The following is a 23139-nucleotide window of genomic DNA, read 5'->3' on the forward strand; positions in this document are numbered from 1 at the left end:
GATTGTAAACGTTTTTTGGTGGAATAGTATAAATTATGTAAAATTTCATTTTATTATAGAAAATAATAAGGAAAACGTTTAAAATCATATTTGGTAGACTTTGGATTATAGAGTCTGAAACTGGTACTCTAGTATAAGCTTTAGGGGAACTTATACATTATTTCACCAAAACTATCAAAAAATCAATAGGGGGTTCAAACGTGAGTAAGCAATTACGCAGAAATCGAAAATGGTTTGCACTTGCAATGATCTTTTTACTATTAACTGGTTTACTACCTGCAAAGCCATTTACAACTGAAAAAGCTGTTGCCGAAACATCGGATTTATTTTTCTCAGAGTATATTGAGGGAAGTAGCAACAATAAAGCTTTGGAGATTTATAACGGAACAGGATCCGCTGTAGATCTAAGCGGGTACACAGTTGAGCTTTATAGTAATGGTAAAACAGACGTATCGTACTCTCTTGATCTAGAAGGAACACTTGATAACGGTGATGTTTATATTATTGCCAACGCAGGTGCTGTTCCTGCGATACTAGATCTAGCAGACATTACTTCTACCGTTACATACTATAACGGTGATGATGCACTGGTTTTAAAAAATAATGGTAATGTTATTGACTCGATTGGAAAAGTTGGAGAAGACCCAGGCTCTGTTTGGGGAGCTGGTGATGCTAAAACGGCTGAACAAACATTAGTACGTAAAAGCTCTATCACTTCAGGTGACAAAAACCAAAGTGATGACTTTGATCCTGCGACTGAATGGGATCACTATTCACAAAACGATTTTACTTACTTAGGCACACACACAGTTGATAGCACTGATCCTGAAGAGCCAGTAGATCCTGGCGTAACTGCGATTGCTGACGCACGTAAGTTGGACGTTGGTACAACTGATGTGACTGTAAAAGGGGTTATTACCTCTACTAGAAATGGAAAAATTTCAATTCAAGATAATACAGCTGGACTTAGCCTATACAAACAAACAAATGCTGATGTTGTTTTTAAAGAAGGCGACACAGTTAAGGTAACTGGTAAAGTTACAGAGTTTAATGGGGTAAAACAAATTCAAGACTTCACGGCTGAGATTGTAGATGCTTCGACATCTGTACCTGAGCCACAGGTATTATCAATTGATTTGCTTGGTGAAGATAATGAGTCAGAAATCATTAAAATTAATAATGTGACTCTTGGTACAGTAAATACTGGTGGAAGCACTGATCTAACTGATGAAAATGGAAATAAAACGACGATTTATAAAGTACCTGCACTTTCAGGTGTTGCTGCGGGTGATCAAGTAGATGTTATTGCAATTGTTTCTGAATATAAGGGAACATATCAATTGCATGTAAGAACTGCCGGGGATGTAACTCCAGCAGTGGTTGAAGAAACTCCAGATGTGAACACTATTTCTGAAGCTAGAGCTGCTGCAGAAGGAACAGAAGTAACAATCGAAGGTGTTGTTACACATAATGAAACTGGAACCATTATGTATGTTCAAGATTCAACTGGTGGTATTAAGATTGATACGTATGGTAAAGACGTTAGTCTATCAAGCTACCAAAAAGGTGACAAAGTAAACATTAAGGGTGTTATAAGTCTGTTTCGTGCAGAAGCACAAGTGACAGTGGATAAAGTTGAAAACATTACAAAGATTAATGCAAACAATCCACTTCCACAGCCAAAGACGATTACAATTGAAGAACTTGGTGATTATCAAGGTCAACTTGTAACAATTCAGATGGCGAAACTAAATGCAACAACGAGCACAACACATAGTTTTACAATCGAAGATACACTAAAGAAGACAACAACGCTTTATCATGCAAATGCTAAGAACTTTACTTCATCTGCTTATAAAGTAGGAGAGTATTATGATATTACTGGTGTAGCTGCAATGTTTAACACACCACAACTAAAACTTCGTGATGGCGCTGATATGCTTAAGCAAGCTCCACCACAAGATGCTAAGCTTCCATTGATTTATGAAGTGAAGCCATCAAAAATGACAACCATTCTTGAGAAGCAACCTGTCATCTCAGGGAAATTAGAAGAAACTGAAACAGCAATTGACTGGGCGAGCTTTAAGCTTCTTGTTGATGGACAAGATGTAACAGCTGCAGCAACAGTTAATAAAGAAGAATTTACTTTTAGCTATAATACGCCAAATGAATTAGCTCTTGGTGAGCATTCAATTTTTGTGGAAATCTCAGATGTTTCTGGTGCGAAAAATCAATATATCTCTTACTTCTATGTTGCAGAGCAAAAAGAAGATAGCGATTATAACTTCTATTTTGGTGTACCACATGCTCATACTGGATTCTCAGATGGTAAAGGTACTCCAGCAGATGCATACCAAATGTCATATGACAATGGTTTAGATTACATCATCGTTACTGATCACTCAAACTGGTTAGATGGTGACAAATACGTTTCAGAGCGTAAAGAATTCGAAGAAACTGTTGGCTCTGAATGGCATCAAACAAAAGAAATGATGAACGCATTCAATGCAAAACATGAAGGTGACTTCCTTGCAATGCGTGGATTCGAAATGACTTCATCACATTGGGGTCATATCAACGTATTTAACGCTCAAAACTATGTTGAAGCCAAGCAAACAGTAGTTGAACTAGGTGAATTCTATGAGTGGTTAACTACTCAAGAAAATGTGGTTGCATCATTTAACCACCCTAACTGGCCAAGTGATTCTTATAATAACTTAGCATATGTTCCAGAAGTTGATCATTTAATGGCAACTCTTGAAGTTGGTAACGGTGCTCCACCTTACAGCTATGCTCGTGCTGAAGAACATTTCTTCCGTGCAATGGATAATGGTTGGCATGTGGGTGCTGTTAACGGTCAAGATAACCACTCTGCAAACTGGGGTGCGCCTGACAATTTAACAGCAGTAGTTGCTGAAGACTTAACAAATGAATCATTCATGGAAGCATTTAAAGCTCGTCGTGTGTACTCAACTGAAGCACGTGATGCGAAGCTTCGCGTAAAAGCAAATGATTTCTGGATGGGTAGCACATTAGATGTGAAAGATGGCGAAGAACTAAAGTTTGACATTTGGGTACAAGATGAAACAAACCCAATTGATGAAATTCAAATCATTTCAAATGGTGGGGAAATCATTAAGCAAGTTAAAGTTGGAGAAGCAACTGAGTATACTTGGAATCCAACAATTATCGATGGAGACGGTGCAAACTGGTATGTAGTTAAAGTTATTCACACAGATTCTAAGTGGACAACTGCGAGTGCAATTTATACTGCTGGTGGAGAAATGGACGTTAAGTTAACTTTACTTGAAGTTAACCCAGATCCATCTGTACCTGGATTTGAAACAGACTTAACAGCAACAGTAAGTAACATGGGTGTTCGTTCTGTAGAAAACTTAAATGTTAAGTTCTATAGTGGAAGTGTAAGCAGTGAAAATTATATTGGTGAAAGTCCTATTGCTTATATCGGGCCAGGTAAAAAAGGATCTGCAAAAGTAAAATGGATTCCAGAAGAATCTGGTCAAGATAAGATTATCGCTGTACTTGATGAGATTGAAAATGTAACAACAGTAACTAAGTTAGAAAAGATTGTTAAAGTTGTAGCATCAAACGGTAAGAAAGTATTAATTGATTCTTTCCATAAAAACGCGGATGTACCAGGTTCTATGAACCAATTCAGTGAATTACTTCGTCGTTATGGATACACAACACAGCTTAATACACAAGCTCTTACAGCTGAAAGCTTAGCTGGCTATGATGTACTTGTTATTAATGCGCCAGATAAAAACAGTCCATTCTCAGATGCTGAAAATAAAGCGGTAAGTGATTGGGTAAAAGCTGGTGGATCATTAATGCTAGCTTCAAAATCTAACTTTGGTTATGATAACTCAAACCTAAATCCATTACTTTCAGAAATGGGTTCAGGAATTCGTATTAATAATGATAATGTTTATGAGCCAAATACTTCTGATAAGTTCAGTGGTGGTATGAAGTGGTCTGTATATGCTTATACAATGCCAACAACTACAAGTGGTTTAAATAACAATATGGAAGCAATTCGTTACTTCAGTGGTGCTTCACTAGTAAATGAAAATCTAGGAGCATTAACAAATAACGCTGAAACAGGTTTAGAAATTCTTGTTGCTGGTAACAGCACATCTTATAACTTCAATGTTGCAGATGGTTACCACACATATAATCCAGCAATCGGTGGGGAAAGTGATGAAAATCAAACTTCTGGTCCAGACGGAGAAAACATTCCGTTAATTGCAAAGGAATATGTTGGTGAAGGACGTATCATCGTTGCAGGTCGTCATTTCTATTCTGACTTTGAAATTGTAAACGACGTGAGTAATACTTCATTTACGTTAACTACAATGGATTGGTTATCGAATTATGACCGTACCCAAGACATAGCAACTGTTCGTGAAAATGCAAAAGAAGGTGACATTGTCACTGTAAAAGGTGTTGTAACAGCACCGACAAACAAGTTCTTTGATACTGTTTACATTCAAGATGAAACAGGTGGTATAGCACTATATGGTCCGCAAGGTAAGGATTTACCAGTTGGAACTGTAGTCATTGCTACTGGTGGTATCACATATTTCGAAGGTGAACTAGAATTAGCTTATGAAAACTTCGATATGGAAATTCTGTATGTAGGTCCAGGTACTGAGGTTGAAACTAAAGTAGTAGATTCGAAAGATGTCACTGCTGGAACTTACAACGGTCAGCTTGTAAAACTGGTTGGAACAATCAAAGAAATTAATGATGAAGACAGTTATATGCTTGTAACTGATTGCTATGGTGATGCTTATATCCATACAGATGGTTACCTACCACTAGGTGTTGATCGCTTCCAAGAAGGAGATCAAATTAGTGTAGCAGGTATTGCTTCATCAGGTATGGCTGGAAACCGTATCCGTGTTCGTTTTGCTGAAGATTTAGAAGTAAATACTGACGTAATCGAGTGCCCAGTTGACGAAACTCCAGGCGATGGTGATGGCGGCGAAACTCCAGGAGACGGAGATGGCGAGCAACCAGGCGCTGGTGATGGTGGCGAAACTCCAGGCGATGGAGATGGCGAGCAACCAGGCGATGGTGATCATGGTGAAACACCAGGTGAAGATAACGTGGTTGTTACTCCAGAAAAGCCTAAAAAAGGTGCAGTAACAGTTGAAACAAGTATAATTGATGAACTTGCTGAGGGTGCTACTTTAACGATCGATCTTAAGAAAGTCGTTGAGTATAAAGTCGCATTTACTGCTGAGCAAATCAAGCTATTAAAAGAAAAAGGTATCACAATCGTTCTTTCAAACAAGGATGTTGAAGTTCACATTCCTGTAACTAATTTCCCTACAAAATCTGTAGAGATCGATGTAAAGCGTATGAAGGACAATAAAGAAGCACTAAGTGCAGTTTATGATTTCAAAGTAACTGTTGATGGTAATGAATATAGCGTCTTCGATAAAATGATGACATTAGTGTTCAAAGTGGATGCTAAGAAAGTCAAAAAAGCGGCTGACGTAACTGTTCTTTACTACAATGAAGATAAAAAGAAATGGGAAGATATCGGTGGTAAGTACGAAGATGGAACAGTAACAGCATATACTGACCACTTTAGTACATTTGCAGCGTTTGAAGTATCTTCAGATGATGCAGTATCTGATATTCCTGCTCCAAAGGATGGATATACACTACCAAGCACAGCAACAAATACGTATAACCTATTATTAATCGGTTTACTATTCATGGCAGCTGGAACTGGTGTTGTTCTATTCAGAAAGAGAAAGTTTAAGGTTCAAGCTTAATAATTGGTAAAGAGAAGGCCTGTGTAGGACCGGATGAAAAATCTGGTCCTTGCGGGCTTTTTTCTTTGATAGTATATAGAACTTCGATCTACCACAAGCGTTAATACTGTGGTGTTTTTCGTGTATAGAGACTAATGTCGATAATAATCAACATTGGGAAGCAATCAAAGAAAGCTTGGTTCAACTGCATGGATCATAATGGACTTTTTTAAAAGCTTTGTTATTCATCTTTGTTGATTTTTTACGTAGGTCTAGGGATTCATAAGGGGAGAAATTCCGGCTAATGTATCAAGTAGGGCTTAAGAAGCAGATATAAGCGGAGATATTCCGGTTAACCTCTCTAATATATGACTAAATCTAAAGATCTGGTTCATAATAAGCGGAAAAACTCCCGTTATATTTAGGGAAATGTTGATATTTCCCTATTTAGGCGGAATTTTTCCGTTTAAATTCAACCACAGTGAAATCAATATTATAAGACACAGCAATATGGAAAGAAAGCAAAAGTAACTCCCTATCACTCTACCTAGGTATAAGAAGTGTGGTGGAGATATGTACCCTTTGTATTATAAAGGAGTCAATGGCATAGATTACAACTTATCGCATTTTAACTAAAACAAAAAAGGACCGGGCTTTCTAGAAGTGGTTTGTAAATGGAGTATCATTTTCAGATGAAGAAAAACAGACTGATTTTCAGCCTGTTTTTGAAGAAATTCGCTTTATAATATACTCAGATTGCATCTGCATAAAGATAAAAAACATTGGTGTGAACATCCATACAAGCTTTCTATGCCAATCTAGGTTGCGTTTTAGCATGAAGTTGGATATCAAAAAATTGAATAACATCCCTAATAAAAATTTGCTCATACCAATCATCCTTTCTTTGTTTATGAAAACTTTGGAGCTCCTTGGTACTAATTTTAATTAGCATGGAAGTCTACCCTGAAAAAAGAAATGCGGAAGGCGCTCGTTCATCGGCTTGTCTTAGACCTGAGAGCCGATAGCGCCTTAAGCTAGACACTAAGCTAAGTATAATTTTTCATACTCCATGGTACTAAATTTTAATTAGCATAGATGTCTACCCTGAAAATAACTAGGTTGGAGAGTTCCATGAGCTGCGCCCCACTTGTTTTCCGCGGGGTGGTCCGTGAGCTCCTCGTCGCTTTTTGGCTCTTGCTGGTCTCGCGAGACAGCTAGATCCCACCAGGAGTTAGGTGGCTCTCCGCTCATTCCACAGTAGGTGAATGCAATATTTTCATACTCCATGGTGCAAATACTTATTCGCATAAAGGTCTACCCAATATTAAATTTACTGCTTGTTTAACTTTTATAAATTAGCTCAGTACAACAATCTTTCAGAAAAAGAGACTTGTTTATTTTGCCAAATAAATGAAAATAAATGCACAAGAGTATAATGGAATACGGTAAAATATGATTAACGATTTTGGGGGAAGGGGTTAATTTAAATGACGGAAACTGATTTGTTTTTAGAACAAATGTATGCGGATACAACCCGGCGGCATCAGGGTATGTTCACGAAGTCTGATTTATTGAGGAGTTTAGGCACTTTTTCTAAACCATGTACAGTTAACGACGCTATTGTCCTGGAGACTAAAGAGTTTGCTGAATATACTCGTGAGAAAGTCCTTATTCCTTCAACCAATGGATTGAAGATCCCTATGTATATTTTAACACCAAAGGAAAATCACTCAACCTACCCAGCGGTGTTAGCACTGCATGGTCACGGATATGGAGTAAGAGAAATCGTTGGGCTTCGAGAGGATGGAACTGAGGATGAAGGTGTACCTGGTATTCATCAGCACTTTGCTGTGAATCTTGTGAAAAGAGGATTAAAAGTATTCGCACCAGAAGTGATCGCTATGGGAGAACGCCGACTGCAGCAGGATTTAAAAGCGTGGAAAAGCTCCTCATGTTACACACTGTCGACACATCTATTAATGGCAGGAAAGACGTTAGCGGGTTTGCGTGTATTTGAAGCAGGGTTAGTTCTTGATTTTATCTCAAACCAACATGATGTTAACTTAAGCCAGATAGGAGTAATGGGTTTTTCAGGTGGTGGGTTAATTGCGGCATATACGGCAGCACTGGATGAGAGGGTCAAGTCGACGGTAATCTGCGGTTTTACAAGTACTTTTCAAGGAAGTATTCTTGCTACAGATCATTGTTTATGCAACTACATACCTGGAATTTTAACAGCAGCTGAACTTCCAGAAATCATTAGTTTGATTGCACCAAGAAAGCTGTTTGTCGAATCAGGGACAAGAGATCCAATTTTTCCACTGCAGCATGTTGAACAGGCAATTGCGGTGCTCGAAAATAAATATAGTAAACTCGGAAACTCAGAAAGTTTCGCATGGGATATATTTGTAGGTAAGCATGAGATTAGTGGTCGAAAATCATATGATTGGTTAAAGAATTCCTTACTAAAAGACTAGAGTTTACTAATCTCTAGTCTTAACTGTTCCACAAGAAGCTCGTTCTTTTAATTCAGGTTCAATGGTTTGAACAAAATGAATGGAGCTCGGATCTTGAATTTGTTGTAAAAGTGTTTCAACAATTTTCTTTGCTAATTTTTCAATAGGCACACCAATACTGGTTAAGGGAATTTCGAGGTTGCCCATTTGCGGAATATTATCATATCCAACTACTGAGATATCCTTAGGGATAACTAAGTTGTTTTCTTTAAGGGCACGAATGATGCCACTGCTTATATCATATGATCCACCAATAACGGCTGAAGGAATTGTTGCTGATTGTAAAAGTTGATTGGTAGCCATATATCCGTGATACCAGTCAAGCCCTTTTGTATTAATCAGTGATTGATTAGAAATTTGTAAATTAAATTGCTCCATCACCTCAATAAAGCCTTCATACTTTTCCGTTTGTCTTGTATCATCATTGTGAAAATCACCAATATATGAAATGTTGGTATGCCCTAAACCAACAAGATAATTGACTGCTTGAAAAATCGCTTTTTTATAATTCACATCAATGAATGGCACAGAATGATTTCTGCCGACTCCATAAGATAAAATAGGAATATTGGCTGAGAGCGTTGATTGAAGCTGTTCGTTTTCCTCAAATAAAATAATGCCATCCACCTGGAATCGTTTAAACATCTCGACGCTAGAGTTGGTCGAGTTAATCGACATGATCATAGAATAAGAGTATTTCTCGATTTCTTCGTTAATTCTGGAGACGAGAGTAGAGAGTGCAACTCTTTCAATCGTTGGCCAGACTAATCCGATTGTTTTTGTCTCTTTTGACACAAGCCTTCTAGCGGCAAAATTAGGCTCATATCCTAATTCTTTAGCAACCTTTAAAATCTTTGATTTTGTTTCTGGTTTTACAAGAGGGCTATTGTTTAAAGCCTTCGAAACGGTCGAAAAGCTTACTCCTGAAATATTTGCAATATCCTTGATTGTGACGCTCATGATTAACCCCCGAAATATAATAATATTAAAATAATAACGTTGTCATCATTATATGAAAAAGATGAATAAATCACAAGGTCAGCATCCATGCAAACAATGCTTACACCATGTAACATGAGAAGTTAGTCACATAGTATGGAATCGAATAATTATTTGCACCGTAAAATGTCCTTTCCCATTTGTGGAATGAGCGGAAAGCGAGTAAATCGCAGCGATTGGAACTATGCTACCTAAAAGGGAGAACACTATAAGTTTGAAAAAACAGTTTGTTGTTAGAAGCGAATTAAGGTATGATATAAAATAACAACGTTGTTATTTTATCGAAAACAGCGAAATTAAACAGAAAAGAGGTTATACGCTTGAGTAGTATGGATGGTCAAATATCCTATAAGCAGCTTTCTGCCTTTTTTGTTCCCTTGGGTATTTCTGCAAGTTTGACGGCAATCACACATGTGATTATAAATGGAACGTTAGCACGGGGGGAGGATGCGGCATTTATCATTGCTTGTTATGCGGTTGCATTTTCGATTTTTGGAATTATCGAAAGGCCCATTATTGTATTTAGGCAAACAAGCTCGGCTTTAGTAAAGGATTTAAAATCATTTAAACTATTAAATGTCTTTTTACTATATGTGACGCTCGGAATTATGTTATTCAGCTGGACAATGGCTTTTTCTCCGCTCGGCGATTGGATTTATGTCCATTTCTTTCATGCTGACCCTAACATGGTCAACACGATATCACAGGCGTTTAAGTGGATTACATTAGTTCTGATTTTTTCGGGAATAAGAGGCATTTATCAAGGGGTGATTATTAATCATCTCGAAACGAAATGGCTGACGATTGGTGTGATTGCAAGATTAGTAGGCATGTTTGCCATCGCCTATCTCTTTGTGGCAATGGATTATGTAACAAGTGCGGTGGGCTCGATTATTTTCTTGGCAGGAATGATGATTGAATGCATCGTCAGTGTGTGGAAAGGGCATTTTCTAGTAAAGGATTATACAAAGGAGAAAGAGACTTCCTCACTACGGAAAAAGGATATTGCGAAGTTTTATACTCCTTTAGTCTTTTATTTCCTGATACAGACGATTATGATCCCAATCATCTATGTCTTTTTGGCTAAAACAGAGCAGCTGCAAATGGGGATTGCTTCCTTCGCACTTGCGTTTAGCATTACCAACATGATTTTAAGCTTCTTTATGTACACTCATCAAATTGTTATGCAGTTTTATGAGAAAGATAAAAAGAAGGTTGTGAAATTTACCCTTCTCATCAGCTTTATACCAAGTTTTGTCCTTACCGTTTTGTGTTTTTCACCACTAGGCATGTTATTTATGCAGGGTGTGATGGGGGCTGATGAGGTATTAGCCACAGCAACATTAGGGGTATTGAAATTCTTTCTTCTAAAAACACTCGTTTTTCCACTCGTTGACTTTTTAAATGGATTTCTGATGATGCAACGGAAAACTAGTTTAATGGTTATCTCTCAGATTGCGAATCTATTAATTGTTTTGGTGAGCTTAGTTCTTCTTGTGCATTATTTCCCACATTGGAATGGAACGAATGGAGCGATTGCTGCTTCACTCGGCGAATTGGCTGGATTGGTCGTAGTATCCGTGATTGTTTACAAGTTAAGTAAAAACAAAGTTGAACAAAGAAGACCTGTGACTTTAGGTGCATAGACCGCTAGTCAAAAATAACTAACTTTGATGCAGTAAGAATATTAGCTAATTTATAAATTGACAACGTTGTTATTGACTTTTATTATAAAAAATAACAACGTTGTTATTTTAAGGGGGTGATGATAAGGAGTATCGCATATTTTTTAAGTGGATTTATGTAAGCGTATACAAAATTCTTGATCTACAAGACTTTGCAAACACAAAACTACCAAGGAGATGAATCAATGAAAAAAAAGCTAATGAAACAAATTCTTGCTACATGTTTATCACTTCTATTGGTATTATCTAATTTTAGTGGCGTTGCAAATGCGGAAACGTTTAGTCCTGAAAATCAGGATTGGACATTTGCTGCGTTTGGTTCGAATACGGGGATAAGTGGCGATACTATCAAAAATCCACCTCCAACATACAATGAAGATGGTTCCATCACAATCGAAGCAAGAGGTGGAAAAATTGAAAGTAAAGGTGAAGGGATTTCTTACTTGTATAAAGAATTTCCTGCAGATCAAAACTTTACAATTAAAACAAAGATGTACCTAAATGATTATATTCCTGGCAACCAAGAAGCATTTGGCTTAATGGTGAGAGACGGCGTTGGTGAACATGGTAAAACGAGTAGTCGACATGATCACTTCGTAGCATCAGGCGTGCTAAAAGACGTTGCCACAGGATTTTATAACTTTACTGGTAATGGTGTAGTATCATTAGAAAAGTTTGGCGGGGATAATCTAACACCTGGAACTGATGGTACTTATGATATATCTATTAGAAAATCAGGCAATATTTTTGTATTAAGTTCAAACGGTGAACGTGAAGTAATTGAGATGAATGAGGGTGTATTTACGGATACTATAGCTGTTGGCTTATTCGTAGCACGTGATGCCATCATCACTTTCTCAAATACCGCCATTGAAACACCTGACAAAAACGTCACATCTCTTGCAGTAAATACCGATAATATGAAAAAGGATTATTTAGTAGGAGAACACTTAAACTTAGATGGATTAGAAGTGACAGCAACCTTCGAGGATGGCTCAGAGCAAGCTCTAACGTCAGATGAGTATATCGTGACAGGATTTGATAGCAGTCAAGAAGGAACAAATACAATTAAGATCAACTACAATGGTGCTGCGGCTACGATCGACTTAAACATTGTGCCACTTACGTTAACAAAAATGGACATTGTCTATTATCCAGCCATCACAGAGTATTATCCTCTGGACACTTTTGATGCAAAAGGTTTGGTGATAGAAGGAACGTATAATAGTGGAGCAACAGAATTACTCAACAGTGATCAATACATATTTTCGATTGATGGAAATGATGTCGTCGAAGGGGTGTATCAGTTCGATAATACAGGGAATCAAACCATAACTGTTGCTTCTGTCCAACATCCTGAGGTAACTACTACCTTTGATGTTCATGTAAAGGATGCAGCACTAGAACAGTTAGAGGTTGTTAAAGAACCTAGCAAAACTGTGTATTTTACAGATGATGCAGAATTAGATTTAGATGGCCTTGTTGTAAAAGCAACTTACAGTGATGGTGTTTCATTTCGATTATTGAAAAATCAGTATTCCGTCTCTGCTTTTGATCCTAGCAAAACAGGAGTACAAGAGATCAGGATTACACATAAAGGACTTGAAACAAGCTTTGATATTACAGTTAAAAATAAAGAATTAACAGGTCTTGAGATTAGCAATTATCCAAAAACAACCTTTAATCTTGGTTCGGAGTTTAGTTCAGAAGGCTTAGAGGTTTCAGAGGTATATGATAACGGAGATAAGGTCGTGTTAGGCTCGGAAGATTATCAAGTACAGTCGGCGGCGTTCCAATCAGGGACACCTGGTACGTACACTATTTCGATTGTTCCATTAAATACTAGCATTCAACCTATTTCATATGATGTGAGTGTGAGAGAGACACCTCAAGTTGAGTGGAAGTTTACTCAGTTTGGGCAATCAACAAGTGAAGAGCGAAATAGAATGGAAGTTTTAGAGAATGGTGCGATTCGATTAATTTCAGATTTACCTCAAGCCGGGAAAATCACGGGGGATCATGATGGTATTTCATATTACTATACTGAAATTGATGGCAACCTTGAAAACTTCACATTATCAGCAGATATAAAAGTGAATAGCTATGCCAAAACTCCGTATGATGGGCAAGAATCGTTTGGGATTATGGCTCGTGATGCGAACGGAACATATGATGATTCTAGTGTGTTTGCTTCAAATATTGCTGCAGTCGGTGGATTTAGTGGCGGTACAAGAGAAGCGAACGGTCTACAACTATTTGTTCGAAAAGGTGTCACGTCTCCTGATGGTGCTGGAAGTGAAGGCATTCAAAAACAAATGCTTCAAGAGGGAGAACCAGCAGATGGTTCGACACATCGTTTAACATTAACGAAAACAAATAGTGGCTTTATCGGTCAGCTTGGTCAAGGAGAAGAAAAGATCTTCTTTGAACCAGAGATTTTAACGGTCCAGGATGATAAAATTTATGTTGGCTTTTATACGGCTCGTTTAGCTGATATTGAAGTTTCAAATATCACTTTTGATACCTCTATAGCAGCAACAGATGCACCTAGGATAGAGCCACCTGCACAACAGATTCAGCCAAATTTCTCTATTTTATCAAGAGGAAAAACATCTGATACAGCTTATAATTTAATTGTAGAATCAAATGTAAATGGAACACTGACAGTGAAAAAAGGTCAGCAAGTAATTGAACGAGATGTGGTTGTTGAAAGTGGAGAAAAGGTTACAATCCCAACAACGATTGATAAAAATAGCCAAACAAAGTATAGCTTCATTTTTGTTCCAGATGATACACAATTGCTCACTTCATATGACCGTATTATCAAAAACTTTACTGTAACTAATAAGACATTTAACGAAGGTGGAGACATCATCGTCTCAACCGAAGGAACTGAGAGTGGTAATGGTACTGAAGCTAGTCCACTAGATTTAGATACTGCGATCGAGTATGTTTTACCAGGTCAGAAAATTATCCTACAAGAAGGTACGTATAAACGAACTGCTGGATTGTATATTGATAAATACAATGATGGAAAAAAAGATGCAATGAAGTACTTAGTGGGAGCGGAAGGAACGAGACCTATCATTGACTTCGACAAGCGCTCTGAAGGTGTTGTTTTAAGTGGTAACTACTGGCATGTCAAAGGAATTGATTTTGCTAGATCTGCTTCAAATACAAAGGGCTTTGTTGTAGGTGGAAGTCATAATATTATTGAGTTAAGCCGATTCTATGAAAACGGTGATACTGGTTTGCAAATTAGCAGAACAGATAATAGTCCAAATATGGAGGATTGGCCTTCATATAACTTGAGTCTTAACAATGATTCATTTAGTAACAGTGACCCTTCCCAAAACAATGCTGATGGCTTTGCTGCAAAACTAACGTCAGGTGTTGGAAATGTGTTTAAAGGTAATGTTGCATATAATAATGCCGATGACGGCTGGGATCTTTATACGAAAGTCGGCTCTGGTAAAATTGGTGCCGTCACGATTGAAGATAGCATTGCCTACGCAAATGGGATTTCGGCTGATGGTGTGGTCGGAATTGGTGATGGAAATGGCTTTAAGCTCGGTGGAGAAGGCGTTCATGTTCCACACGTGATTAAAAATAGCTTAGCGTTTGGCAACAAGACCGATGGATTTACAAGTAATAGTAACCCAGGAGTTATTGCTGAAAACAACCGCTCATTTAATAACGGTGGTGCGAATATTGTTTTTACAACCTATAACAATATTGAAGAAGACTTTACAATTAACGGGTTTATTTCTTATAAAACTAGTAAAGGTCAAAAGGATAGCTACCCGGTAGATGCGGTCGCTGAAAATAACTATTTCTTTAGTGGTACGGAGTCGGTTAACGCCATTGGGACAGTGTTAACAGATGCCAATTTTAAAAGCTTAACACCTGTTTTACCAATTGAACGAGATGAAGAAGGAAATATTATCTGGGGTGACTTTGTCCAGTTCCAAGTAATCGCTCAAGTAACAGTAAATCCAGAAAAGATTAATTTAGCAGGGAAAAGTAGTAGCGATGTAGCGGGGGCCGTTGAGGTTCTAATCACCCTTCAGGATGGCTTTTCTATTGAGGACATCGGGTTAGAATCGATTCGTTTAAATGGCAAGGCACAGCCGATCACAAGCGGAACAGGTTATGCAAAGAATCCTGTGTTAGAGGATGAAAATGTGTATCGTATTAAATTTACTAAAAAGGAATTAACAAGGGTACTAAATAAAGGTAAAGATGTACCTATTACGATTACTGGAAACCTAGCCGATGGTACACCATTTGTTGGAAAAACAACAGTAGAAGTGAAATAAGAGAGTCGAAAGGGGAGATTCGGTATGGAATCTCCTCTTTTTATTTGTTTGCTTTTAAAAAATAGGACTATTGAGGATCAAAGTTTGGTAAGTTCGTATTTTAGACTGGAGAACACAGCGGTTAGAGTAACAAAACAAAGTTTATTACTCTAATCTCTAAGTTTATCGGTCTAACTCCCACTTTTATCGGTCTAACTAGAAAAATATCGGTCTAACTCCACTTTTATCGGTCTAATTAAAAATATATCGGTCTAACCACTTTTATCGGTCTAACTAGAAAAATATCGGTCTAACTTCCACTTTTATCGGTCTAACTAGAAAAATATCGGTCTAACCACTTTTATCGGTCTAACTAGAAAAATATCGGTCTAACTCCACTTTTATCGGTCTAATTAAAAATATATCGGTCTAACTCCCACTTTTATCAGTCCAACTAAAATTACGCGGCCTACATCGCTGTTTTTACTCCTACTCCCAATTACCAAAAAAGGGACTTTCTTCCTAATCAACAGATTCTATCTTATCATATAATATTCATAATGTTATAATTATTGCGAATGTGAATATTAACCAGTAAATAAAAGATAAGAGGATATCCCATGATTACTATTTTTCGAAACTTGAATATCAAAAATAAGATATTCTCTATTTCCCTTTTGCTTCTTTTTATCTTCTCAAGCATCGGTTTGGTTGCCTATGATTCTTTCATTCGTTTATATGAAAAACGTATTTTTGAAGAGTCAGAGGATATGCTTCAGTTATCTTCTTCTGTTTTGGATAAGGAATTTAAGAAAATTGAACAGCTGACCTTTCAAATCAGTACAGAGGATACGGTTCAAAATGCATTAATGAAGATTAATGCCAACGAGATGGATTTCCTTGAATATCAAGCAAAATCGAAGCTGTTAACTCGACTGTTAGGACATGCCACCTCGGAACCTTATATCGCGTCTGTTCAAGTTCTGGATAACTTAGGTGGAAATTATAAGCTAGGATATGACACGACAATCGAGACTAATACGAGGGAATTATCAAAACTAGCTCAGGCCGCTGATGGTTCATCAGTATGGACACAAGCTGATCAACAAAATAATCTTGTTGTTGCAAGAATCATCCGTGAAAAAGTCAATGTGAATTTGACTAAGCTGGGCCTTTTAATTGTAACAATCGATGTTAGTAAACTTTTGAACGAAACATTAGATTTTTCCCCTACGAAAAACTTTGTGATTACCAACGATGATGCAATATTTTATAAAACAAATGATCTTCCATTTAACGATACGCTTATTGCTACAAAAAATGACAACGGTTACAAAAAAATGGTTATGGATGACAAGGAATTTTTAGTGTCCTACAAGCACTCCAGCTACTCTGACTTAGTTTATTATAATATTTTGCCTTACGACAATATTACCCAGCAATCAACTGAGATTAAACAAATTATATTTGCGCTTTTTATCTTAATGTTAGTTCTAACGGTAATTTTAAGCCGATTAGCTGCAAAAGGAATTTCTAAGCCGATTGAAAAACTAACTGAAAAAATGAAGCTGGTTCAACAAGGTGATTTTGAAAATAATCATCAGTTAGAGGGTAGTTATTATAATGATGAAATTGGTAAACTGCATCATGATTTTCAGGTGATGCTTGAAAAAATCAAAGGCCTAATTAAAGAAAACTACACCAAGCAATTAGTCATAAAGGAAGCGGAATATAAAGCATTGCAGGCACAAATTAATCCCCATTTTTTATATAACACCTTAGACTCGATTAACTGGCTGGCAAGAAGTCAGAAGCAACATGAAATCTCTGGGCTAGCAGAGGCACTTGGGAATATGATGCGAAATATTATTAGTAAAAAGGAACCGATGATCTCCATTAAAGAGGAATTAGAGATTGTCAAAAATTATATTACCATCCAAAAATTTAGGTACGGTGACCGGATCCATTTTTCACTGGATACCCATGAAGATTTTGAGAGAAATAAGATACCAAAGCTGACGATTCAACCGGTGATTGAGAATGCCATACAGCATGGATTGGAAGAAATTATTGGTGAATGCCATATTTCTGTAAACTTAAAAGCCATCCGAGATGAACTAATCATTATGATTGAAGATAATGGACCTGGGATGGACGAGAGTAAAGTAACATCCATTCTTTCAGGTGAGATTGTTTCTAAGAAAAGTTCGGGAATCGGGCTAAACAATATACGCGAACGAATCAAATTAATGTTTGGCGAAAGATACGGCATCCAGATCGAAAGTGAAGTAGGCAAAGGAACAAAAGTAGTCATAACATTACCAAATATGATGGAGTGATGATGATGTACAAAGTGCTTTTGGTAGATGATGAGAAAGCAATTTTAGAAGGAATTGCAGCAACTGTTGATTGGGCCAAATGTCAAACAGAGCTTGTTTTTAAAGCATATAATGGGGTAGAGGCTTTTGATTATATTGCGAGAGAAAGGCCGGATATTGTTTTGACAGATGTGAAAATGCCCGGAATGAATGGGATTGAGCTTATTCAAAAAGTACATCACAGATTTCCTGAAATAAAATTCATTGTGTTATCAGGACATGACGAGTTCGAGTTTGCGAAAACCGCGATGGAGTGCAATGTAAAGCATTATTTGTTAAAACCAAGCAATGAAACAAAAATTGAAGAGGTATTAATAAAGGTCACCAAAGAGCTGAATGATGCCAGAAGTAAAGAAGCCTTTGTGACAAATATGCGAAAGAATTTACAACACGTCATTCCAAAAGCGAAGGAGCAATTTTTACGAGATTTACTCATTAATAATAAGTATTTTGTTCATGATTGGGATAGCTATAAACAGTTATTCCAGCTTGATATTGATGGAGACAATTTTCGAATTGTTGTCATCAGTATTGATGGGGATCATGATTATGAACATGTTTTTGCGATAAAGGAATTATTGATGGATGAAATGGAGAAAGATCATCCGGTCCTTTTAACAACAATCGGTGAGAAAGTGGTCATTCTTTCAAAATCCATATCGCTTGAACAGCTAATTTTGACATTCACCAATGTGAAAGAGAGCTTTATGCGAATCTATGAAATGACGTTCACAACTGCTGTTAGCCATACTGGTACGATTGATAAATTGAAATCCTTGTATAAAGAAGCGCTTAATTGTTTGGCGCAGCGATTTTATCTAAGTGAGGGAAGTTTAATTACAGCTGATGACATTACCTATGATGAGGCAGAGCTTGAGACCTTCCAAATTGACCATGAAGATTTGATTTTATCAATTAAAAGTGGAAACGTACAGGAAGTCCAGGCCTATCTAGAGCAATTTTTTAAAACATTTAAACTAGAGCAGTCTAATGAAAATATGGTTAAATCCGAGTGTCTAGAACTATTTTTAACAATTATTAAACAATCAAATAAAAGTCAGCTCGATCAATATTTTGAACAAATTACGTTCTTTCATAGCTCAAAGTCTTTTGAGGAAATCACAGCTTTTATTGAACAAACAACGATTGAAATTGCACAAGACTATTATGAAAAAACAAAGCAAACTCAAAACATCATGTTAAAGCGCATGATTACATATGTCGAGGAGCATTTGTCAGATCCGGAGCTATCGTTAACTAAGATTGCGAACGAAATCCTTTTCATGAATCCAGATTATGTTGGAAAACTGTTTAAAAAAGAAATGAACGAAAAATTTTCAACCTATCTCATCAATAAGCGAGTAGATAAAGCTGTTGAGATTATCAATCAATCAGATCAAGTAAAGGTAGTGGAAATTGCAGAAGAAGTAGGCTTCGGCACCAATCCACGGTATTTTGGGCAAGTATTTAAAAAGCATACAGGAGTTACACCGACTGAATATAAAAATAAATTAATCAGTAGCTAAGGTTGTCCTCGGGGGATTGATTCCTTTGGGGGCAGTTTTTTTTGTGATAATCCCCGATGTTAATTTGATTCGCACCATGGAAGTGAAAATGTTTGCGATTTTATGCAAATTACTAGAGCGTATTGTGGTTCTAAAAATCGATTTAGAAGTTCTTTGAAATTTATTTTCGAAATTTTGTCGAATACGTTCGAACTGGGGGGATTTACTTTCGATATCCTCGATGATATTTTTGAAATCGGCTATTTATCGATTATTCGACATAACTTCGTAAAACTCTCCATCCTAAGTTGCCTTTCAGGGGAGATTTCCATGCATATGAGTAAGCGCACATGAAGTATGAAAAGCGTACTCACCTAGTGTGGAATGAGCGGAGAGCCACCTGACTCCTGCGGGATCTAGCGGTCTCGTGAGACCCCACAGGAGCCATCGGCGACGAGGAGGCTCCCGGACCGCCCCGCGGAAAGCAGGTGGATTGCAGCGAATGGAACTCGTTCAACTGGGTATTTTCGAGTAGATAGAATGAGAGATTTGTTTAAGATGAGTTATGAACTCAGAATAGCGCATTCCAACCACTGTTATTAATACACTGTTTTTTATACATAAACATGTCTGCTGATTTTATTTTTAAATTTCAGAAAATCTTTTACTATTAAGTTGTATTAGAAAACGCTTACAAAACAAAAGGGGAGGATGAAAGTATGTTTCATTTAAAGAAGAGTTTGGCATTTTTATTGGTGATGATGATGCTTGCGTTAACCGCATGCTCAGGATCATCAGACACAACTGGTGAACCGAGCGGAGATAGTGGCAAAGATTCTAGTAAGGATTCAGAAGATAGTGTAGTAACTTTAAGAATGTCTTGGTGGGGTTCGCAAAGTCGTCATGATCAAACGAAGCAAATTATTGATTTGTTTGAAAAAGAAAATCCAAATATTAAAATTGAACCTTCTTTCACTGGCTTCGATGGCTACTTTGACAAAATGGCAGCTGAAGCAGCTGGGAATAACTTACCTGACATTATGCAACAAAACTTTGGTGAATATTTAAACCAATATGCAGACAAGGACTTACTTGAAGATTTAACACCTTTTGTTGAAAATGGAACGATTAATATGGATGGCGTTAGTGACACGGTTATGCAATCAGGTACTCAAGGTGGAAAATTACTTGGAATTCCAACTGGTACGAACTCATTAGTAGCGTTTTATAACCAAGATATGTTTGATGAAGCGGGTGTAAGCGCTCCAGCTGATGATTGGACATGGGATGATTATGCGAAAGCATCAGAAGAGATTGCTGCTGCCACAGGAAAGTTTGGTGCCCGTTTAATGGAGCCAAAAAATCTAATTGAGTATTTCTTAAGAACTCAAGGCTACAAAATGTTTAATGAAGACGGAACGGGTCTTGGATATGATGATGATCAATTATTAGTAGATTATTTTAACATGAATAAAGAATTGGTAGAAAAGAAAGCGGTTCCAGCGTACGATGTGATTCAACAAATCAAAGGTGTCGAGGATGAACTAATTGCTCGTGGAGATGCTGCGATTGACTTCAGATGGTCTAATCAAGCTACAGCAGTAACAGCTACAATCCCTGATGCAAATATTCAAATGCAGGTACTGCCTGGGCCTGGAAATGATAAGGGAATGTACTTAAAGCCAGCCATGCTTTGGTCAATTCCTAAGAGCTCTGAGCATAAAGAGGAAGCTGCTAAATTTATCAACTTCTTTATCAACAATATTGAAGTGTATAAAATTGCAGGATCTGACCGTGGTGTACCTTTAAAGCAAGAAATTCGTGATGAGTTAGCACCAAACCTAACTGAAACTGACAAAAAAGTATTTGATTATATTACAAAGGTGACAGAAAATAGCTCGCCAATCGATGATAACTACCCAGCAGCTGCTTCTGAGGTTCTTGACCGCTTAGCAACGATTGATGAGCAAGTGATTTATGGTCAACTTAGCCCTGAAGAAGGTGCCAAGCAGTTCAGACAAGAAGCTGAATCGATCTTAGGAAACTAAAATGATGGACGGAAGGTGGTTCCAATTGGAGCCACTTTCTCCCTATTACTTATAGGAAGAGGTAGGAGTATGGAAATTGAAAAAAATAGGCAAGTGGAAACAGAAGAAGTCATTTCTAATAAACCCGCCCAAATAAGGATCCTAAGGCCGAAAAAGAAGAATAAAGACTTCCAAAATGGCGTAGGATATCTGTTTGTTTCACCGTTTATCATCGGATTTTTTGCCTTTACTATCTTCCCAATGCTATTTTCACTGTATTTATCATTTACAGATTATGAAATGGGAGGTACTGCGACCTGGGTTGGATTAGATAACTATATCCGAATGTTTACAAATGATCCGCTTTATTTAGATGCATTGAATGTCACCTTCTTTTATGCGGGTGTTGCAGTTCCTTTTAGACTGGTATTTTCATTATTAGTCGCATTGGCCTTGAACAAGGTAGTGGAAATGGTTGGATTTTACCGGACGATGTTGTACTTACCATCTGTTGTTGGTGGAAGTATTGCCATCTCCATTATGTGGCGTCAATTGTTTGGCAATGATGGAGCATTGAATTCGCTTTTAGCAGCGGTTGGACTTCCAACACACTCATGGTTAGGAGATCCAAATACCGCAATTTGGACATTAATTCTCCTTTATGGATGGCAATTTGGTTCATCGATGCTGATTTTCTTAGCAGGATTACGAAATATTCCAAAGATGTATTATGAAGCATCGAGTATTGATGGTGCTGGCCGTTTAAAGCAGTTTTTCTCGATTACTCTACCAATGTTAACTCCGGTTATCTTATTTAACTTAATTATGCAGGTTATTAATGGATTTATGGCATTTACTCCAAGTTTTGTTGTCACCAATGGAGGACCGATGAACAGTACGATGTTATATGTTCTTTACATGTATCAACGAGCTTTCCGTTATTTTGATATGGGATATGCGTCTGCGATGGCTTGGGTAATGTTAGTCATTATCGCAATCTTCACAGCTATTATCTTTAAAAGCTCCCCTCATTGGGTGCACTATGAATCTGAGAAGTAGATTAAGAGAGGAGTGAAAACAAATGCGAAAAAATAAAAAAGTAAAAAAGATTATTCAACATACACTGTTAATGATTTTTACGGCAATTATGGTTTATCCGTTATTATGGATGGTCAGTAGCTCCCTAAAGGAAAGTTCTACTGTATTCGTGGATGCAGCTTCATTGATCCCAAAAGGCTGGCACTTTGAAAACTATGTGAACGGTTGGAAGGGCTTCAGTGGGATTACATTTGCGACATTCTTTAAAAATTCTGCCGTCATCACAGTCATTTCTACAGTAGGGGCTGTTCTTTCTTCAACGATTATTGCGTATGGATTTTCTCGTGTGAAGTTCAGGGGAAGAAACATTTGGTTTGTATGTATGATGCTTACGATGATGCTACCGTTTGAGATGGTTATGATTCCACAGTATATCATGTTCAATAATTTCGGATGGATCAATACGTATTTACCACTTATTTTACCAACGTTCTTCGGAGCTCCGTTTTTCATCTTTTTGATTATGCAGTTTATCCGAACCATCCCGACAGAGCTGGATGAAGCGGCTAAAATTGATGGCTGTAATAATTTCGGTATCTTTTTCCGAATTATAATGCCACTTGTTGTTCCAGCGATGATGACCTCGGCGATCTTCTCATTTTACTGGAGATGGGATGATTTCATGGGGCCACTAATTTACATTTCATCCCCAGAGAAATATCCGGTATCACTAGCGTTAAAATTGTTCTCGGATCCAAATTCTGTCACAAACTGGGGCTCTATGTTTGCGATGTCAACACTTAGTATTCTACCAATCTTTGTTGTGTTCTTTATGTTCCAACGATATATTGTTGATGGAATTAGTACGAGTGGATTGAAGTAAGTAATTTTAACAAAAGGAGCT

General features: G+C 37.4%; 10 protein-coding genes. 9 read left to right on the plus strand and 1 reads right to left on the minus strand.

Annotated elements, in window-relative coordinates:
• The first annotated feature begins 200 nt into the window (after positions 1-200).
• Entirely contained in the window at positions 201-5810 is a 5610-nt protein-coding gene (locus tag BK579_RS04120) for a CehA/McbA family metallohydrolase (RefSeq protein ID WP_078543726.1), read from the plus strand.
• Positions 5811-7276: 1466 nt separating this feature from the next.
• Entirely contained in the window at positions 7277-8266 is a 990-nt protein-coding gene (locus BK579_RS04130; RefSeq protein ID WP_078543730.1) for a dienelactone hydrolase family protein, read from the plus strand.
• Positions 8267-8272: 6 nt separating this feature from the next.
• Here BK579_RS04130 and BK579_RS04135 read toward each other — a convergent pair whose 3' ends face one another.
• Positions 8273-9265, minus strand: coding sequence for a LacI family DNA-binding transcriptional regulator (locus tag BK579_RS04135; RefSeq protein ID WP_078543731.1), 993 nt, complete (start codon positions 9263-9265; stop codon positions 8273-8275).
• Positions 9266-9633: 368 nt separating this feature from the next.
• Between BK579_RS04135 and BK579_RS04140 the strand changes: the two genes are divergently transcribed.
• The 7 genes from BK579_RS04140 to BK579_RS04170 all read left to right on the plus strand — a co-directional run bounded on the left by BK579_RS04140 (position 9634) and on the right by BK579_RS04170 (position 23118).
• Positions 9634-10950 (plus strand): multi antimicrobial extrusion protein MatE, encoded by a 1317-nt coding sequence (locus tag BK579_RS04140; RefSeq protein ID WP_204524674.1) that lies wholly within the window; start codon positions 9634-9636, stop codon positions 10948-10950.
• Between the two features lie 224 nt (positions 10951-11174).
• A complete protein-coding gene (locus tag BK579_RS04145; RefSeq protein WP_235848337.1) occupies positions 11175-15308 on the plus strand; it encodes a bacterial Ig-like domain-containing protein in 4134 nt (1377 codons plus the stop codon).
• A gap of 599 nt (positions 15309-15907) precedes the next feature.
• A complete protein-coding gene (locus BK579_RS04150; RefSeq protein WP_078543735.1) occupies positions 15908-17626 on the plus strand; it encodes a sensor histidine kinase in 1719 nt (572 codons plus the stop codon).
• Between the two features lie 5 nt (positions 17627-17631).
• A complete protein-coding gene (locus BK579_RS04155; protein WP_169891061.1) occupies positions 17632-19191 on the plus strand; it encodes a response regulator in 1560 nt (519 codons plus the stop codon).
• 698 nt (positions 19192-19889) lie between these two features.
• On the plus strand, positions 19890-21218 hold the full coding sequence (locus BK579_RS04160; RefSeq protein ID WP_078543738.1) for an ABC transporter substrate-binding protein: 1329 nt from the start codon (positions 19890-19892) through the stop codon (positions 21216-21218).
• 69 nt (positions 21219-21287) lie between these two features.
• A complete protein-coding gene (locus tag BK579_RS04165; protein WP_078543740.1) occupies positions 21288-22256 on the plus strand; it encodes a carbohydrate ABC transporter permease in 969 nt (322 codons plus the stop codon).
• Between the two features lie 22 nt (positions 22257-22278).
• On the plus strand, positions 22279-23118 hold the full coding sequence (locus tag BK579_RS04170; RefSeq protein WP_078543742.1) for a carbohydrate ABC transporter permease: 840 nt from the start codon (positions 22279-22281) through the stop codon (positions 23116-23118).
• The last annotated feature ends 21 nt before the right edge of the window (positions 23119-23139 follow it).

The sequence above is a fragment of the Litchfieldia alkalitelluris genome (assembly GCF_002019645.1).
GTDB lineage: Bacteria > Bacillota > Bacilli > Bacillales > Bacillaceae_L > Litchfieldia > Litchfieldia alkalitelluris.

What these genes read in the sequence shown, in the direction of transcription:
- BK579_RS04130 (WP_078543730.1), top strand. Translation starts at nt 7,277, where the DNA reads ATGACGGAAACTGATTTGTTTTTAGAACAAATGTATGCGGATACAACC.
- BK579_RS04135 (WP_078543731.1), bottom strand. Translation starts at nt 9,265, where the DNA reads ATGAGCGTCACAATCAAGGATATTGCAAATATTTCAGGAGTAAGCTTT.
- BK579_RS04140 (WP_204524674.1), top strand. Translation starts at nt 9,634, where the DNA reads ATGGATGGTCAAATATCCTATAAGCAGCTTTCTGCCTTTTTTGTTCCC.
- BK579_RS04145 (WP_235848337.1), top strand. Translation starts at nt 11,175, where the DNA reads ATGAAAAAAAAGCTAATGAAACAAATTCTTGCTACATGTTTATCACTT.
- BK579_RS04150 (WP_078543735.1), top strand. Translation starts at nt 15,908, where the DNA reads ATGATTACTATTTTTCGAAACTTGAATATCAAAAATAAGATATTCTCT.
- BK579_RS04155 (WP_169891061.1), top strand. Translation starts at nt 17,632, where the DNA reads ATGTACAAAGTGCTTTTGGTAGATGATGAGAAAGCAATTTTAGAAGGA.
- BK579_RS04160 (WP_078543738.1), top strand. Translation starts at nt 19,890, where the DNA reads ATGTTTCATTTAAAGAAGAGTTTGGCATTTTTATTGGTGATGATGATG.
- BK579_RS04165 (WP_078543740.1), top strand. Translation starts at nt 21,288, where the DNA reads ATGGAAATTGAAAAAAATAGGCAAGTGGAAACAGAAGAAGTCATTTCT.
- BK579_RS04170 (WP_078543742.1), top strand. Translation starts at nt 22,279, where the DNA reads ATGCGAAAAAATAAAAAAGTAAAAAAGATTATTCAACATACACTGTTA.